The organism is Mycobacterium sp. E3198 (genome assembly GCF_001667015.1).
In the GTDB taxonomy this organism is placed as follows: domain Bacteria; phylum Actinomycetota; class Actinomycetes; order Mycobacteriales; family Mycobacteriaceae; genus Mycobacterium.
The window spans coordinates 1-15,548 of record NZ_LZIS01000045.1; the positions used below are offsets into that span (position 1 = coordinate 1).

Here is a 15,548-nt window from a genome sequence, read left to right on the forward strand (position 1 = left end):
CCGTGCGCAGCTGCTGGACGGGGTCCTCGTGCTCGACGGGCAGATACGGCAGCATCGCCGAGCTCACCGGCGCCGGCACCAGGGTCCGCAGCGAGTCCGCGCGCGGCTCCTCCCCGCGGCGCAGCAGCACCCGCCGGAAGCCCTCGGTGATGGCCGCCAGCGCAACGTCGTTGACGGTCACCCCGAATTTGCGGCACACCTTGTCGACGTCGGCGGCGGGGACCCGGACCGTGCCGTAGCGCCGCATGACGGGACTGGCCGGTAGCCGACCCGCCGGCCACACGGCGCCGACGAGGGTCCCGGCGATCGCGGCGACCCGGCCCAGGGCGCCGGCCCGGGCGGGCTGGGGCGTCGGCGAAACCCGCTCGGCACCAACATCTTTGACCAAGGCGTCATCGCCGGCGTCGTCGCAGAGCCGGGTGAGCAGGTGGGCGGCCGAGTTGCCGTCGGCGACGTCGTGGTGGGTCTTGATCAGGATCGCCCAGCGGTTGCCCCTCAGGCCCTCGATGACCCAGCACTCCCACGGCGGGCGGTTCAGGTCGAGGGGACGCTCCAGGGCGAAGGCGATGGCCTGGGACAGCTGGGTGTCGTCGCCCGGACGGGGGATCGCGACCCGGCGCACATGATGGGCGACGTCGACTTCCGGACAGTCGATCCACTCGAAGTCCTGGGCCCGCAGCAGCTGCGCGCAGCGCGGTATCGACCGAAACCGTTCGGCCAGAAGCTCTTTCAGCAGCGCGCCATCGGGGGCCGGGCCGTCGACGATGGCGACCGCGCCGATCGCCAGGCTGGCGTGCTGTTCGGGATCGGAAGCCTTGAGGTAAGCCGTGTCCAGTGCCTTCGCTTGCGCCATGCTCAGTCCCGCCCGTCGTTTTTTGCCCTCGTACCAGTATCTGCGCGGCGCCCGCCGGGCGATAGGCCGGCAGCGTTAAGAACGTGTTTAGACCCGTTTAACAGAGCCGCTGACATTCGAACATATATTCGAGTAGCCTCGGAAGTGTGGGCTGGTTCAACGGGCCGCCGAGTTGGGCGGAGATGGAGCGGGTGCTCGACGGCAAGCCGCGCCATGCCGGTGCGCCGGTGGACCCACCGGAGGACGCCCCGCTGTCGCGCAAGCGCGGCACCTACCGGCCGCCGGGCGACGCCCGGCCGGCCCGCTCGTCGATCCCGTATGCCGAGTTGCACGCGCATTCGGCGTTCAGCTTCCTCGACGGCGCCAGCACCCCCGAGGAGCTCGTCGAGGAGGCCGCCCGGCTGGGCCTGCGCGCCCTGGCGCTCACCGACCACGACGGCCTGTACGGGGCGGTGCGGTTCGCCGAAGCCGCCGCCGAACTCGAGCTGAACACCGTGTTCGGCGCCGAGCTGTCGCTGGGGCCGGGCGCGCGCACCGAGACGCCGGATCCCCCCGGCCCGCACCTGCTGGTGCTGGCCCGCGGCCCGGAAGGCTACCGGCGGCTGTCGCGGCAGTTGGCCGCGGCGCACCTGGCCGGCGGGGAGAAGGGCAAGCCGCGCTACCACCTCGACGCGCTGCTCGAGGCCGCCGGCGGGCACTGGCACATCCTGACCGGGTGCCGCAAAGGCCATGTGCGCCAGGCGCTGTCGCACGGACCGGAGGCCGCGGAGCGGGCGCTGGCCGACCTGGTGGACCGGTTCGGGGCGGACCGGGTCAGCGTCGAGCTGACCCGGCACGGCCACCCGCTCGACGACGAACGCAACGCGGCGCTGGCCGCGCTGGCGCCGCGCTTCGGCGTCGGCGTCGTCGCCACCACCGGGGCGCATTTCGCCCACCCGTCGCGCGGCCGGCTGGCCATGGCGATGGGCGCCATCCGGGCCCGGCAGTCCCTGGACGACGCCGCCGGGTGGCTGGCCCCGCTGGGTGGCTCGCACCTGCGGTCCGGGGAGGAGATGGCTCGCTTGTTCGGCCAGCGGCCCGATGCGGTGACGGCCGCTGCCGAGCTCGGCGAGCAGTGCTCGTTCGGGCTGGCGCTCATCGCGCCGCAGCTGCCGCCGTTCGACGTGCCCGACGGGCACACCGAGGACAGCTGGCTGCGGCACCTCACGATGGCCGGGGCGCGCGACCGCTACGGACTCCCCGAATCGGCGCCGCGCGCGTACGCTCAGATCGAGCACGAGCTGAAAGTCATTGCGCACCTGACCTTTCCGGGATACTTCCTGGTGGTGCACGACATCGCCCGGTTCTGCCGGGAAAACAACATCCTGTGCCAGGGCCGGGGATCGGCGGCCAATTCCGCGGTCTGCTACGCCCTGGGCGTCACGGCGGTGGACCCGGTGGCCAACGAGCTGCTCTTCGAGCGCTTCCTGTCGCCCGCCCGCGACGGGCCGCCCGACATCGACATGGACATCGAATCGGACCAGCGCGAGAAGGTCATCCAGTATGTCTACGACCGCTACGGCCGCGACTACGCCGCCCAGGTCGCCAACGTCATCACCTACCGGGGCCGGATCGCGGTGCGCGACATGGCCCGCGCCCTGGGGTTTTCGCAGGGGCAGCAGGACGCGTGGAGCAAGCAGATCAGCCACTGGAACGGGTTGGCCGACTCGCCGGACATCGAGGACATCCCGCCGCAGGTGATCGAGCTGGCCAACCAGATCCGGAACCTGCCGCGGCACATGGGCATCCATTCCGGCGGCATGGTGATCTGCGACCGCCCGATTGCCGACGTGTGCCCGGTGGAGTGGGCGCGCATGGAGAACCGCAGCGTGCTGCAGTGGGACAAGGACGACTGCGCGGCAATCGGTTTGGTGAAGTTCGACCTGCTCGGGCTGGGCATGCTCTCGGCGCTGCACTACGCCATCGACCTGGTGGCCGAGCACAAGGGCATCGAGGTGGACCTGGCCCGCCTCGACCTCTCCGAGCCGGCGGTCTACGAGATGCTGTGCCGCGCCGATTCCGTCGGCGTGTTCCAGGTGGAGTCGCGGGCGCAGATGGCCACCCTGCCGCGGCTACGGCCGCGGGTGTTCTACGACCTGGTGGTGGAAGTGGCGCTGATCCGCCCCGGGCCCATCCAGGGCGGGTCGGTGCACCCCTACATCCGGCGGCGCAACGGCGTCGACCCGGTCGTCTACGACCACCCGTCTATGGAGTCCGCGCTGCGAAAGACGCTGGGGGTGCCGCTGTTTCAGGAGCAGCTGATGCAGCTCGCCGTCGACTGCGCCGGTTTTTCCGCCGCCGAGGCCGACCAGCTGCGGCGCGCCATGGGCTCCAAGCGTTCGACCGAACGGATGCGACGGCTGCGCGGCCGGTTCTACGACGGCATGCGCGCGCTGCACGGCGCCACCGGCGAGGTGATCGACCGCACCTACGAAAAGCTGGAGGCCTTCGCCAATTTCGGCTTCCCCGAAAGCCACGCGCTGTCCTTCGCGTCGCTGGTGTTCTACTCGTCGTGGTTCAAGCTGCACCACCCGGCGGCGTTCTGCGCGGCGCTGCTGCGCGCGCAGCCGATGGGCTTCTACTCGCCGCAGTCGCTGGTGGCCGACGCGCGCCGGCACGGCGTGGCGGTGCGCGGCCCGGACGTCAACGCCAGCCTGGCGCACGCCACCCTCGAGAACGAAGGGACGGAGGTCCGGCTTGGCCTGGGTGCGGTCCGTCACATCGGCGACGACCTGGCCGAGCGGCTGGTCGACGAGCGAAAGGCCCACGGCCCCTTCGCATCCCTGCTGGACCTGACCACCCGCCTGCAGCTGTCCGTGCCGCAGACCGAGGCGCTGGCCACGGCCGGGGCGCTGGGCTGCTTCGGGATGTCCCGGCGCGAGGGGCTGTGGGCGGCCGGGGCGGCCGCCACTCAGCGCCCGGACCGGTTGCCCGGGGTGGGCTCGTCGTCGCACATCCCGGCGCTGCCGGGGATGAGCGAGCTGGAGCTGGCCGCCGCCGACGTGTGGGCCACCGGCGTCTCGCCGGACAGCTACCCGACGCAGTTCCTGCGCGGGGACCTGGACGCGCTGGGCGTGGTGCCCGCCGAGGCGTTGTTGGACGTGCCCGACGGCGACCGCGTGCTGATCGCCGGCGCGGTGACCCACCGGCAGCGGCCAGGGACGGCCCAGGGCGTGACGTTTCTCAACCTCGAGGACGAGACCGGGATGGTCAATGTCCTCTGCACTCCGGGGGTGTGGGCGCGGCACCGCAAGCTGGCCAACACCGCGCCGGCCCTGCTGGTGCGCGGTCAGGTGCAAAACGCCAGCGGCGCCGTCACCGTCGTCGCCGAGCGGCTGGGCCGCATCACGCTGGCGGTGGGCTCGCGCTCGCGCGACTTCCGGTGAGCCGCCTAGCATCTGTGAAATGTCCAAGGTTTGGTTTCTCACGGGCGCCTCACGCGGGTTCGGCCTCGAGATCGCCCGCAAGGCCCTGAACCGAGGAGATCGGGTGGTCGCGACAGCGCGGCGCGCGGATCAGATCCGAACCCGTCTGCCCGGCGCCGACGACGCCCTGCTGCCCGTCGATCTCGACGTCACCGATGCGGAGCAGGTGCGGCGGGCCGTCGAATCCGCGGTCGACGCGTTCGGCCGGATCGACGTGGTGGTGAACAACGCCGGCCGCGGACTGCTCGGGGCCGTCGAGGAGGCGTCCGACGCCGCGGTCCGCGCCGTCTATGAGGTCAACGTGTTCGGCACCCTGAATGTGCAACGGGCCGTGTTACCGATCATGCGCCGCCAACGCTCCGGCCACATCATCAATCTGAGTTCCGTCGGGGGACTGCTCGGCTCGGCCGGGTGGGGCATCTACTGCTCCACCAAGTTCGCGGTGGAGGGGTTCAGCGAGGCGCTGGCCCAGGAGGTCCGGTCGTTGGGAATCTGGGTCACCATCGTCGAACCCGGCTATTTCCGCACCGACTTCCTCGACGCCTCCAGCCTCGGAACCGAAGAAAACGTCATAGCGGACTACGACTCCACCGCGGGTGCCACACGCACCCATGCCGCCGACGTCAACCACGAGCAGCCGGGCGACCCGGTGAAGGCGGCCGCGGCCATCGTCGACCTCGCCTCGGCATCCGAGCCGCCGGTGCACCTGCTGCTCGGCGCCGACTGCCTCGCCGCGGTCGAGAACAAGATCAGGACCCTGCAGGCCGACATCGACAACTGGCGCGCCGTCTCGACCTCGACCGACCACGACTAGACCGCGAGCGCTCTTGCGTTAAGCGGGCGTCGTCCAGACTTTGGTCGGGGTGATCGCCAACCGGGTGCTGAAGGCGTCCATCGAGATCCCCTCGGTCGACTCCAATTCCTTCGCGAGCTCGCCGTACTTCGCCCAGTAGGGTTCGTCATCCGCGCAATTCACCCCGGTTGCGTCCACCGTCGCGGTCCCGGCAACGACGATGATGCCGCCGCCGTTACCATCCGAATCCAGGTTCAGGCTCACTTTGGGGTGTGCCTTGATGTGGGCGACCTTGCCGGCCTGAGGCATGGAGTAGACCGTCAGCTTGGTGCCGTCGAAGTAGAACCAGACCAGCCGGGGAACCGGTTGTCCCGATTTGGCGACCGTGGTCAGCCACCCGAAGTTGTCGGACTCGAGCCTGCTGGAAACCTCTTGTGTCAGTTCGACTGTCATGAGGCCAACGGTAGTCTCCACACATGACCCTCAACCTGTCCGTCGACGAAGTCCTCACCACCACCCGCTCGGTCCGCAAGCGCCTCGACTTCGACAAGCCGGTGGGTCGCGACGTCCTGATGGAATGCCTCGACTTGGCGCTGCAGGCGCCGACGGGCTCGAACTCGCAGGGCTGGCAATGGGTGTTCGTCGAGGACGCCGACAAGAAGAAGGCGCTCGGCGACATCTACCTGTCCAACGCGCGCGGCTACCTCAGCGCGCCCGGCGCCCAATACGCCGACGGTGACGCCCGCAGTGAGCGGATGGGCAAGGTGCGCGACTCCGCCACCTACCTCGCCGAGCACATGCACGAGGCGCCGGTGCTGATGATCCCGTGCATCGAAGGCCGCGAGGACAAGACGCCGCTGGGCGGCGTGTCGTTCTGGGCGTCGCTGTTCCCGGCGGTCTGGAGCTTCTGCCTGGCGCTGCGCTCGCGGGGCCTGGGCTCCTGCTGGACCACGCTGCACCTGCTGCGCGACGGCGAGAAGCAGGCGGCCGACGTGCTCGGCATCCCCTACGAGAAGTACAGCCAGGGCGGGCTGTTCCCGATCGCCTACACCAAGGGCACCGACTTCCGGCCGGCCAAGCGGCTGCCCGCCGAGCAGCTCACGCACTGGAACGCCTGGTAGCTCAGGTCGCGGATCACATAGACAGGGGCCAGACCTCGACGACGCCGTGGGCGACGGCGCAGGGTGTTTGGCTCACCCGCTCGATCGCCGTTGCGAGGTCCTCGGCCTCCAACACGGCGAACCCGGCGATCGGCAGCCCCGAATGCAGATACGGCCCGGACTCGGTCCGCACCCCCGAACCGTCCGGATTGCGCACCTGAACCGGGCGGCCGGCAATCCCGATGAGCGCCCCGGCCGCGCGCAACGCATCGTCGCGCTCGTGCGCGGCCTGTTTGCATTCGTCGCTCACGCGGTCGTACCCGGCCGCGTCCCCGTAACCGATCGTGATGAAGGTAGCCATGTCAAGGCTGACTCGGGCGCGGCCCGGTATTCATCGCGTCAAACGGCCCCGGCGTAGCCATGCTGACGCCACGCCTCGTAGACGGCGACCGCGGCGGCGTTGGACAGGTTCAGCGAGCGCCGGCCGGCCAGCATCGGGATGCGCACCTGTGCGGTGATGTGCTCGTCCGCCAGGGTCGCCGCGTCCAGCCCGTCGGGTTCGGGCCCGAACATCAACACGTCGCCGGCGGCGTAGTCGACGTCGGCGAACCACGTGGTCGCGTGCGCGGTGAACGCGAAAACCCGCTCCGGCGCCAGCGCCTCCCAGGCGGCCCGCAGCGACGGGTGCACGGTGACCGACGCGAGGTCGTGGTAGTCCAGGCCGGCCCGCCGCAGTTTGGGTTCGGACAGATCGAAGCCCAGCGGCTCGACCAGATGCAGTTCGGCGCCGGTGGCGGCAGCCGTCCGGATGGCGTTGCCGGTGTTGGGCGCGATGCGCGGCGAATAGAACAGCACCTTGAACACGCACGCCATCCTGCCCGGGTCGTCGCTTGGGATAATGCTGGCATGGTCGAACAGAGCATCTGGATGCAGAAGGTGGCAGCGGATCCCGGACACTCGCACTGGTATGTCGAGCGCTTCCGCGCCATGGCACGCGCCGGTGACGACCTGCTCGGCGAGGCTCGCCTGGTGGACGCGATGGCGCCGCGCGGCGCCCACATCCTGGATGCCGGCTGCGGCCCGGGCCGGTTGGGCGGTCACCTGGCCAGGGCCGGTCACCGGGTGGTCGGTGTCGACGTCGACCCGGTGCTCATCGAGGCGGCCGAGCACGACCATCCCGGGCCGCGCTGGCTCGTCGGCGACCTCGCCGAACTCGACCTGCCCGCGCGCGGCATCGCCGAGGCGTTCGACGTCATCGTGTCGGCCGGCAACGTGATGACGTTCCTTGCCCCGAGCACCCGAGTCCAGGTGCTGGGCCGGCTGCGTGCGCACCTGCGGGACGGCGGTCGGGCGGTGATCGGCTTGGGCGCCGGCCGCGGGTACGAGTTCGGCCAGTTTCTCGACGACGCGGCAGCTGCCGGGTTCGGGCACGATCTGCTGCTCTCCACCTGGGATCTGCGACCGTTCACCGACGAGTCCGATTTCGTGGTCGCGCTCCTTCGGCCGTCTTAGGTCCCCAATTTGTTTGCCAGACTTGCATCCCCGCGCACCGGCAAACCTTAGAGGGCTCTGCCTACTCAGTAAGAATTGTGGAGACCTGGGCCGCAGGCTGTCATACTCGTCGGATTGCCAGGCGTTTATCGCTGGCGCCGACTGCGTGGGGTAGGCGGATTAAAGCAGGAAGTCTCATGAGTACCTCGTTTCACCGAGCGCTGACGATCAGCGCAGCGGCCGGCCGCGCGGCCGCACGCACGTGACCATGTTCGCCCGCCCGGCCCACGCGGCCGAGGCGGCCCCGGCCGAGTTCGATGACGCCCCCGCCCCCGGCGCGGCGCGGGCCACACGCCCGCCGACCTGGTCGCTGAGCAACTGGCCCGTTCGCTACAAGGTCCTGGCGATCGTGCTGGTCCCGCTGATTTTGGCGACGGCGTTCGGCGGGTTGCGCATCAAGGACGCGATGGCCAACGCGGGCGGCCTCAAGCTGGCCGCCGCGCGGGCCGACGTGCTGCCCGCGATCACCAAGTACGTGTCGGCGCTCGACGTCGCGCTGCTGGCCAGCTCCACCGGGCGCGACGTCGACGGCGCCCGGAAAAACTACGAGGCGCGCAAGCACGAGCTGCAACAGCGGCTGGCGGACACCGACGTCACCCCCGATGTCCGGTCCGGGGTGAGCACCCTGCTGAACGGCGGTCAGGGGCTGCTGGACAAGGTGGCCGACAACAGCATCGGTTTGCGGGACCGGGTGACCACCTACGCCCCGCTCCTGCTGACCGCCGAGGACGTGATCAACGCGTCGGTGCGCGTCGGCAACGAGCGGATCCGCGCCGAGGCGCAGGGGCTGAGCCGCGCGGTCGGCGCCCGCGGGCAGATGACGATGCAGGAGATCCTGGTGACCCGCGGGTCCGACCTGCCCGAGCCGCAGCTGCGAACCTCGATGATGACCCTGGCCGGCACCGAACCGTCGACGCTGTTCGGGATGAGCGAGGTGCTGGGCGCCGGCTCGCCCGAAGCCAAGACGCTGCAACAGCAGATGGTCACCCGGATGGCGATCATGTCGGATCCGGCCAGCGTGCTCGTCGACAACCCCGAACTGCTGCGGTCGATCCAGACCACCGACGGGATCGCCGAACAGATCGTCACCGACGCCACCGCGTCCGTGACCAAGTCGGTGCACGCCGAGGCAACCGACCGCCGCAACTCGGCGATCCGCGACACCGTGCTGGTGCTGGCCGCCATCGTGATCGCGCTTCTGGTCGTGCTGCTGGTGGCGCGCGCCCTGGTGCGGCCGCTGCGCGTCCTGCGCGACGGCGCTCTCCAGGTCGCCCACCGAGACCTCGAGGACGAGGTGGCCCGCGTCAAGGCCGGTGGCGCCGAACCCATTCCGCAGCCGCTGCCGGTGTACACCACCGAGGAGATCGGCCAGGTCGCCCACGCCGTCGACGAACTGCACACGCAGGCCCTGTTGCTGGCCGGCGACGAGGCGCGGCTGCGCTTGCTGGTCAACGACATGTTCGAGACGATGTCGCGGCGCAGCCGTTCGCTGGTGGACCAGCAGCTCACGCTGATCGACCGGCTGGAGCGCAACGAGGAGGATCCCGACCGCCTCGACAGCCTGTTCCGGCTGGACCACCTGGCGGCGCGGTTGCGCCGCAACAGCGCCAACCTGCTGGTGCTCGCGGGCGCCCCGCTGGCCCGCGACCAGCGCGACCCGGTACCGCTGACGACGGTGATCAACGCCGCGGTGTCCGAGGTCGAGGACTACCGGCGGGTCGAGCTGACCGCCCTGCCCGACTGCATGCTCGTCGGCGCGGCGGCCGGCGGCGCCATTCACCTGTTCGCCGAGCTGATCGACAACGCCCTGCGCTACTCGCCGCCGACGACGACCGTCCGGGTCTCGGCGGCGGGCGGCGGGGACGGCGGCGTCATGCTGCGGATCTCCGACTCCGGCCTGGGAATGAACGACGCCGACCGGCGCATGGCCAACATGCGGCTGCATGCCGGCGGTGACGTCACCCCCGACAACGCGCGGCACATGGGCCTTTTCGTGGTCGGCCGGATCGCCGCCCGGCACGGCATCCGGGTGGGGCTGCGGGGCCCGGCGGCCAACGAGGCGGGCGCCGGCACCACCGCCGAGATCTATCTCCCGCCGACGCTGCTGGCGGGGGCGGCCCAGGCGGCCGAGCCGCGGGGACGGGCCGGCGCCGTGGCATCGCCGAGCACCCAACTCGCCAACGCCATCGCGACGACGGACCCCGGTGAGCCCGCCGAACAGCAGCCGGCGAACCAGAACGGCGCCGAGGCGTCGGGGCCGTCGGTCACCCTGTTGCCGCGCCGCAACCCCGGTTCCAGCGGCATCGCCGACGTTGCCAACCCTGCTACGGCCCCTTCCGAACCTGCCGCGGTCCCCGAGCCGCCCGCCGCGCAGCTGCCCCGGCGACACCGCCGCGAGCTCGCCACCCCGTGGTGGGAGACGGCGCAACAGGCCCAGCCGCAGCCGGAGCCGGACCAGCCGGAACCGGACCAGCCACCGAAGCCGGCCAAGCCCGCGGTGGCATCGGACACGTCGGCGTTCTTTGCCGCGCGCTCGCAGAGCGCCCCAAGCGCCGACGCGCCGGAAGCCCCGTCGATCCCGACGATTCCGAAGGCCCCGAAGGCTGCCCAGACCCCCGCCGACGACGACGTCATCTACCGTCGGATGCTGGCGGAAATGCTGGGCGACCCGCACGACCTGGTGAACAGCCCCGACCTGGATTGGCAGTCGGTGTGGGACCGCGGCTGGTCGCTGGCCGCCGCGGCCGAGGACAAGCCCGTCGAGGCGCAAACCGAGCACGGGCTGCCGGTCCGCACACCGGGCGCCCGGCTGGTGCCCGGCACGGCCAACGGGGCGAGCGCCACCCCGGGCGACAAGCAGGACGACGACGCGGACCAGGGGTCCCTCGTCGGGTCCCATGCGGCGGCGCGGGACCCCGAGGCGGTGCGGGCCTCGTTCAGCAGCCATTTCGGCGGAGTGCGCACGGGACGGTCGCACGCCCGCGAGACGAGTGAAGGATCGGATCAACAATGACGTCTGCCGGCAATTCGCTGGACTGGCTGGTGACGAAGTTCGCCCGCGAGGTCCCCGGGGTGGCGCACGCGCTGCTGGTGTCCGTCGACGGGCTGCCGGTCGCCGCCAGCGAGCACCTGCCGCGGGAGCGGGCCGATCAGCTGGCCGCCGTCGCGTCGGGGCTGGCCAGCCTGGCAACCGGCGCCGCGCAGCTGTTCGAGGGCGGCCAGGTGCTGCAGTCGGTGGTCGAAATGCAGAACGGCTACCTGCTGCTGATGCGGGTCGGCGACGGCTCTCATCTGGCCACGCTGGCCGTGACGTCCTGCGACATCGGCCAGATCGGCTACGAGATGGCCATCCTCGTCGAACAGGTGGGCGGGGTGGTGCAGTCCAGCCGCCGGTCGCCCGCTCAGCACGCGTGAGCCGCGATGGACCGACGCGAACCCTGGCCGGCCTCCCGTGAGGCGAACCTGGTCCGTCCGTACACCCTGACCTCGGGCCGGACCGACACCGACGTCGACCTTCCCCTGGAAGCGCCGATCCAGACGTTGCAGGCCGGCCTGGCCCACCGGTGGCCGCCCAACGACGCGAGAGGCAAAATCATCCAACTGTGCGTGGAAAGCCCGTCGGTCGCGGAAATCTCGGCCCGGCTGGATTTACCGGTCGGCGTCGCGCGCGTCCTGGTCGGCGATCTCGTGCTGTCCGGCTACCTTCGGGTGCACAGGACGCTGACCGAGCGCTCCACCCGGGATGAGCGCCACGAACTCATAGGAAGGACACTGCGTGGTCTTCGAGCACTCTGACGGCGGGGCGCACGCTTCGACGAAGATCGTCGTCGCGGGCGGATTCGGTGTCGGCAAGACCACGTTCGTCGGGGCCGTCTCGGAAATCATGCCGTTGCGCACCGAGGCGATGCTGACCGACGCGTCGACCGGCGTCGACGCGCTGGAGGCCACCCCGGACAAGAAGACCACCACGGTCGCGATGGACTTCGGCCGCATCACCCTGGACGAGGAGCTGGTGCTCTACCTGTTCGGCACCCCGGGGCAGCGCCGGTTCTGGTTCATGTGGGACGACCTGGTGCGCGGCGCGATCGGCGCGATCGTCCTGGTCGACTGCCGGCGCCTGCAGGACAGCTTCGCCGCGGTCGACTTCTTCGAGCACCGCAACCTGCCGTTCTTGATCGCGGTCAACGAATTCGACGGCGCCCCACGGTATCCCGTCGAGGCGGTGCGCGAGGCGCTGACGCTGCCCCGGCACATCCCGGTGATCACCGTCGACGCCCGCGATCGCCGCTCGGCGAGGGACGCCCTCATCGCCGTCAGCGAGTACGCCCTGGAAACCCTGGCCGCGAGCTGATCGGACGTTGCAGCACTGGGTCGACCGCGAGTTCGCCGGCACGGACTTTCGCGACGACGACCTCAGCCGGCTGCGCACGGAGCGGGTGGTGTTCAGCGACTGCAACTTCGGCGGCGTCAACCTGGCCGAGTCACACCACCGCGGATCGGCGTTTCGCAACTGCACCTTCGAGCGAACATTGTTGTGGCACAGCGTCTTTGCGCAGTGCAGCATGCTGGGCTCGGTCTTCGTCGGTTGCCGGATGCGCCCGATGACCTTCGACGAGGTGGATTTCACGCTGGCCGTGCTCGGCGGCAACGACCTGCGCGGGCTCGACCTGAGCGGCTGCCGGTTGCGGGAGGCCAGCCTGGTGGAGGCCGACCTGCGCAAGGCCGTGCTGCGCGGCGCCGACCTGTCCGGTGTGCGGGCGACGGGCGCGCGGTTGGACGACGCCGACCTGCGCGGCGCCACCGTGGACCCGTCGGTGTGGCGCAGCGCGTCGCTGGCGGGCGCGCGCGTCGACGTGCCGCAGGCGATGGCGTTCGCGCTGGCGCACGGACTGCGTTTCGACGCTCTGCCGGATCAGAAGGATTAGCGCCTGAGCCGGATGCGCCACCGCACGATGCCGGCGTAGAGCACCGACAGCGCGACGAGCATCCCCATGTCGAGCAGCCATGCGCCGGGCGTGTGCGCCCAATGGCTGTCCTGCTGCACCAGCGAACCGGGCACCAGCAGCCGCACGTCGACCGTGGACGCCGACGCCGCGTAGCCCCATCGGGAGGGCAGCAGCCAGGACAGCTGGTCGAGGAAGATCCGGCCGGTCACCGGGACCATGCCGCCGGCAAGCACCAGCTGCAGCATGAGCGAGACCACCAGCAGCGGCATGATCTGCTCGCTGGAGCGCGCGAGCGACGACAGCACCAAACCGAGGACCGCGGAGGCCACACACATCGCGGCGATGGTCACGAACAGCTCGAAGCTCGCGTTACCCAGCAGCACCGCCGGCTGCGTCGGTGCCCCCTTGCCCACCAGCACGATGGCCGTCACGATGGCGGACTGCACGATCGCGAACACGCAGAACACCGTCAGCTTCGCCGCGAGGTAGGCGCTTGTCGACAGGCCCACCGCCTGTTCGCGCCGGAAGATGGCCCGCTCGCCGATCAGGTCGCGGATCGTCAGCGCGGTGCCCATGAACACCGCGGCGACCGACGTCAGGGTCAGGATCTGGGCGGATTCGTCGGGCGTCCCGCTGGTCGGTCGGGCGATGCTGAACCCGGTGTTGCCCGGGACGGTCAGCGACAACGCGCCCAGGACGAAGGGCAACAGCGCCAGGAACACGAAGTAGGCGCGGTCGGCGACGACCAGCCGGACCTGGCGCCGGGCGATCGTGGCGAATTGGTGGCGCACGCTGGTGCGCGCCGGGGCGCCGAGGTCGGCCGGCGCCGACGCCAGCGGCGGCGGGGGCGCGTTCTGGGCCAGGAAGCGGCGGTTGGCCTCGTCGGGGTCGGCGCCCACCTTCGCGAAGATCTGCGCCCAGTTGGTGGTGCCCATGGCGCCGCCGATCTGGTCCGGCGGGCCCAGGTAGGCCGTCTTGCCGCCGGGCGCCATCAGCAGCACCTGGTCGCAGACGTCCAGGTACGTCAGCGAGTGGGTGACCACCAGCACCACGCGGCCGGCGTCGGCAAGTTGGCGCAGCATGGTCATCACCTGCAGGTCCAGCGCCGGGTCCAGCCCGGAGGTGGGCTCGTCGAGGATCAGCAGCGACGGTCCGGTGAGCAGCTCGAGCGCGACCGACGCGCGCTTGCGCTGGCCGCCGGAGAGCTTGTCGACGCGGGTGTCGGCATGCTTGGTCAGCCCGAGTTCGTCGAGCACCTGGGCGACGACCTGTTCGCGGTCGGCCTTGCTGGTGTCGGGCGGCAGCCGCAGCTCGGCGGCGTAGCCCAGCGCCTGGTTGACCGTGAGCTGGCGGTGCACGACGTCGTCCTGCGGCACCATCCCGATCCGGGTGCGCAACGAGCCGTACTCGGTGTGGATGTTGTGGCCCTCGAACGTCACCGAGCCCGTGGTGGGGGTGGCGTAGCCGGCGATGAGGCGCGACAGCGTGGTCTTGCCGGCCCCGGACCCGCCGATGATCGCGGTAAGGGTGCCGGGCCTGGCGGTCAGCGACACGCGTTCCAGCAGGTTCTTCTCGCCGATGCTGAAGTCGACCTCGCGCACCTCCAGGCCGCCGGTGCGCGCCGCCACCTCCTGGCCGCGCACCAGGATGCCGCCGGTGAACACCAGGTCGACGTTGCCGATCGTGACCACGTCGCCCTCGGCGAGCACCGCGGACCCCACCCGGATCCCGTTGACGTAGGTGCCGTTGATGCTGTGGGCGTCGCGGATCTCGGTACCGAGCGGGGTCGCGGTCAGGAACGCGTGGTGGCGCGAGGCCAGCACGTCGTGCACGACGACGTCGTTGTCGAGCGAGCGCCCGATCCACGCGGCGCCGGTGACCGGGGCCTCGAGCTTGCCCGAACCCAGGGCCTTGACCTTGGTGGTCGGGAACTCCGCGATCTCGCCGCTCACGCCGATCTGGGTCGGCGGGTTCTCGTCGTCGGAGGTCTCGGCGGGCGGGACGATCGGAATGGCACTGGTGCGCGGCGTTTCGTCGCGCGGGGGTGGGCCCGGCGGTCGCGGCGCGGGGCTCCCCGGACGCACCGGCAGGGGGACGCTGGGCGCCACGATCGTCGGGACCGTTTCCGTCGGCGGCAACAGCCCGACGGTGCCCTGGTGCTGCCCGACGCGGAACGTGATCAGCGGCCCGTCGGGCTTGCCGATGTTGACGCTCTGGCCGTCCTGGATGTCGATCGCCGGCACCCGCCGGCCGTTGAAAAAGACCCCGTTCAGCGAATGGTTGTCGACCGCGACCCACCGGCCGTTGTCGAACCGCAGCAGCAGGTGCGCTCGGGCCACCAGCGGGTGCGCGACGCGCAGGTCGGCGCGCACGTCGCTGCCGACGACCACCTCGCGACCCGGCGCGAAATTGCCTTCCCACCGCGCAGACCGCACCGTCAGCACTGGCTGCACGGGCTGACTCATCAGCGCTTCGATCTGTTCCTCGACAGGCGAGTGCCGCGGGCGCCGGAGTGCCCCTTCAGCCGGATCTTCCACCACACGATGGCGCTGTAGACCACGCACAAGACCAGGAGCATCGCGATGTCGAACAGCCAGGCGCTCGCCTTGTGGTCGAAGTGCTGGTCTTTCGGGTCGGTCGGGCCGACCACCAGGCGGTGGGTGTCGATCGTCGACGCCGCCGAGGCGTAGCCCCACCGGGCCGGCGTGAGCCAGGACAGCTGGTCGAGCACGGGCCGGTTGGTCACCCAGATCAAGCCGCCGCAGAACACCAGCTGCGACATGATGGCGACCACCAGCAGCGGCATGATCTGGTCCTGGGACTTGGCGATCGCCGACAACG

General features: G+C 70.7%; 14 protein-coding genes and 1 pseudogene. 9 read left to right on the forward strand and 6 right to left on the reverse strand.

What is annotated here, in order from left to right; all coding sequences use genetic code 11:
- Nucleotides 1-853, reverse strand: an 853-nt coding sequence (locus A5673_RS05490; protein ID WP_304442555.1) for a wax ester/triacylglycerol synthase domain-containing protein, incomplete at its 3' end; no start/stop codon positions are given.
- A 146-nt stretch (nucleotides 854-999) separates the two neighbouring features.
- On the opposite strand from A5673_RS05490, the gene A5673_RS05495 reads away from it, so the two are divergent.
- Both A5673_RS05495 and A5673_RS05500 read left to right on the forward strand, forming a co-directional pair.
- Complete coding sequence (locus A5673_RS05495; RefSeq protein WP_068228194.1) at nucleotides 1,000-4,278, forward strand: error-prone DNA polymerase; 3,279 nt, start codon at nucleotides 1,000-1,002, stop codon at nucleotides 4,276-4,278.
- 19 nt (nucleotides 4,279-4,297) lie between these two features.
- A complete protein-coding gene (locus A5673_RS05500; protein ID WP_068228197.1) occupies nucleotides 4,298-5,131 on the forward strand; it encodes an oxidoreductase in 834 nt (277 codons plus the stop codon).
- 18 nt (nucleotides 5,132-5,149) lie between these two features.
- On the opposite strand, the gene A5673_RS05505 is transcribed toward A5673_RS05500, so the two are convergent.
- On the reverse strand, nucleotides 5,150-5,563 hold the full coding sequence (locus tag A5673_RS05505; RefSeq protein WP_068228205.1) for a TIGR03667 family PPOX class F420-dependent oxidoreductase: 414 nt from the start codon (nucleotides 5,561-5,563) through the stop codon (nucleotides 5,150-5,152).
- Between the two features lie 23 nt (nucleotides 5,564-5,586).
- Between A5673_RS05505 and A5673_RS05510 the strand changes: the two genes are divergently transcribed.
- Nucleotides 5,587-6,231, forward strand: a complete 645-nt coding sequence (locus A5673_RS05510) for a nitroreductase family protein (RefSeq protein WP_068228213.1) — start codon at nucleotides 5,587-5,589, stop codon at nucleotides 6,229-6,231.
- Between the two features lie 13 nt (nucleotides 6,232-6,244).
- On the opposite strand, the gene A5673_RS05515 is transcribed toward A5673_RS05510, so the two are convergent.
- The gene (locus A5673_RS05515) at nucleotides 6,245-6,571 is read right to left on the reverse strand and encodes a YciI family protein (RefSeq protein ID WP_068228216.1); all 327 of its coding nucleotides are present in this window, start codon (nucleotides 6,569-6,571) and stop codon (nucleotides 6,245-6,247) included.
- Between the two features lie 38 nt (nucleotides 6,572-6,609).
- A complete protein-coding gene (locus tag A5673_RS05520; RefSeq protein ID WP_068228242.1) occupies nucleotides 6,610-7,074 on the reverse strand; it encodes a tRNA (cytidine(34)-2'-O)-methyltransferase in 465 nt (154 codons plus the stop codon).
- Nucleotides 7,075-7,116: 42 nt separating this feature from the next.
- Between A5673_RS05520 and A5673_RS05525 the strand changes: the two genes are divergently transcribed.
- The 6 genes from A5673_RS05525 (at nucleotide 7,117) to A5673_RS05550 (ending at nucleotide 12,686) form a co-directional block, all read left to right on the forward strand.
- Nucleotides 7,117-7,722 carry a bifunctional 2-polyprenyl-6-hydroxyphenol methylase/3-demethylubiquinol 3-O-methyltransferase UbiG gene (locus A5673_RS05525; RefSeq protein WP_068228220.1) on the forward strand — a complete coding sequence of 202 codons (606 nt, stop codon included), beginning with the start codon at nucleotides 7,117-7,119 and terminating at the stop codon, nucleotides 7,720-7,722.
- Between the two features lie 247 nt (nucleotides 7,723-7,969).
- Nucleotides 7,970-10,774 carry an ATP-binding protein gene (locus A5673_RS05530; protein WP_068228244.1) on the forward strand — a complete coding sequence of 935 codons (2,805 nt, stop codon included), beginning with the start codon at nucleotides 7,970-7,972 and terminating at the stop codon, nucleotides 10,772-10,774.
- Nucleotides 10,771-11,175, forward strand: a complete 405-nt coding sequence (locus A5673_RS05535) for a serine protease inhibitor (RefSeq protein WP_068228222.1) — start codon at nucleotides 10,771-10,773, stop codon at nucleotides 11,173-11,175. Before A5673_RS05530 ends, A5673_RS05535 begins: the two co-directional genes overlap by 4 nt.
- Nucleotides 11,176-11,181: 6 nt before the next feature.
- A complete protein-coding gene (locus A5673_RS05540; protein ID WP_068228226.1) occupies nucleotides 11,182-11,556 on the forward strand; it encodes a DUF742 domain-containing protein in 375 nt (124 codons plus the stop codon).
- Nucleotides 11,537-12,112: an ATP/GTP-binding protein gene (locus A5673_RS05545; protein WP_068228229.1), complete on the forward strand. Its 576-nt coding sequence runs from the start codon at nucleotides 11,537-11,539 to the stop codon at nucleotides 12,110-12,112. Before A5673_RS05540 ends, A5673_RS05545 begins: the two co-directional genes overlap by 20 nt.
- A gap of 7 nt (nucleotides 12,113-12,119) precedes the next feature.
- Nucleotides 12,120-12,686: a pentapeptide repeat-containing protein gene (locus tag A5673_RS05550; protein WP_068228234.1), complete on the forward strand. Its 567-nt coding sequence runs from the start codon at nucleotides 12,120-12,122 to the stop codon at nucleotides 12,684-12,686.
- Here the strand turns inward: A5673_RS05550 and A5673_RS05555 are convergent.
- A complete protein-coding gene (locus tag A5673_RS05555; RefSeq protein WP_068228237.1) occupies nucleotides 12,683-15,172 on the reverse strand; it encodes an ATP-binding cassette domain-containing protein in 2,490 nt (829 codons plus the stop codon). The two genes, A5673_RS05550 and A5673_RS05555, sit on opposite strands and share 4 nt — an antisense overlap.
- Nucleotides 15,172-15,548, reverse strand: a pseudogene (locus A5673_RS29455) (hypothetical protein); the annotation flags it as partial. The pseudogene A5673_RS29455 and the gene A5673_RS05555, both read right to left, overlap by 1 nt.

Excerpts from the sequence above, each read along its gene's own strand:
- A5673_RS05555 (WP_068228237.1), bottom strand. The coding sequence starts at position 15,172 with ATGAGTCAGCCCGTGCAGCCAGTGCTGACGGTGCGGTCTGCGCGGTGG.
- A5673_RS05525 (WP_068228220.1), top strand. The coding sequence starts at position 7,117 with ATGGTCGAACAGAGCATCTGGATGCAGAAGGTGGCAGCGGATCCCGGA.
- A5673_RS05500 (WP_068228197.1), top strand. The coding sequence starts at position 4,298 with ATGTCCAAGGTTTGGTTTCTCACGGGCGCCTCACGCGGGTTCGGCCTC.
- A5673_RS05515 (WP_068228216.1), bottom strand. The coding sequence starts at position 6,571 with ATGGCTACCTTCATCACGATCGGTTACGGGGACGCGGCCGGGTACGAC.
- A5673_RS05540 (WP_068228226.1), top strand. The coding sequence starts at position 11,182 with ATGGACCGACGCGAACCCTGGCCGGCCTCCCGTGAGGCGAACCTGGTC.
- A5673_RS05530 (WP_068228244.1), top strand. The coding sequence starts at position 7,970 with ATGTTCGCCCGCCCGGCCCACGCGGCCGAGGCGGCCCCGGCCGAGTTC.
- A5673_RS05510 (WP_068228213.1), top strand. The coding sequence starts at position 5,587 with ATGACCCTCAACCTGTCCGTCGACGAAGTCCTCACCACCACCCGCTCG.
- A5673_RS05535 (WP_068228222.1), top strand. The coding sequence starts at position 10,771 with ATGACGTCTGCCGGCAATTCGCTGGACTGGCTGGTGACGAAGTTCGCC.
- A5673_RS05505 (WP_068228205.1), bottom strand. The coding sequence starts at position 5,563 with ATGACAGTCGAACTGACACAAGAGGTTTCCAGCAGGCTCGAGTCCGAC.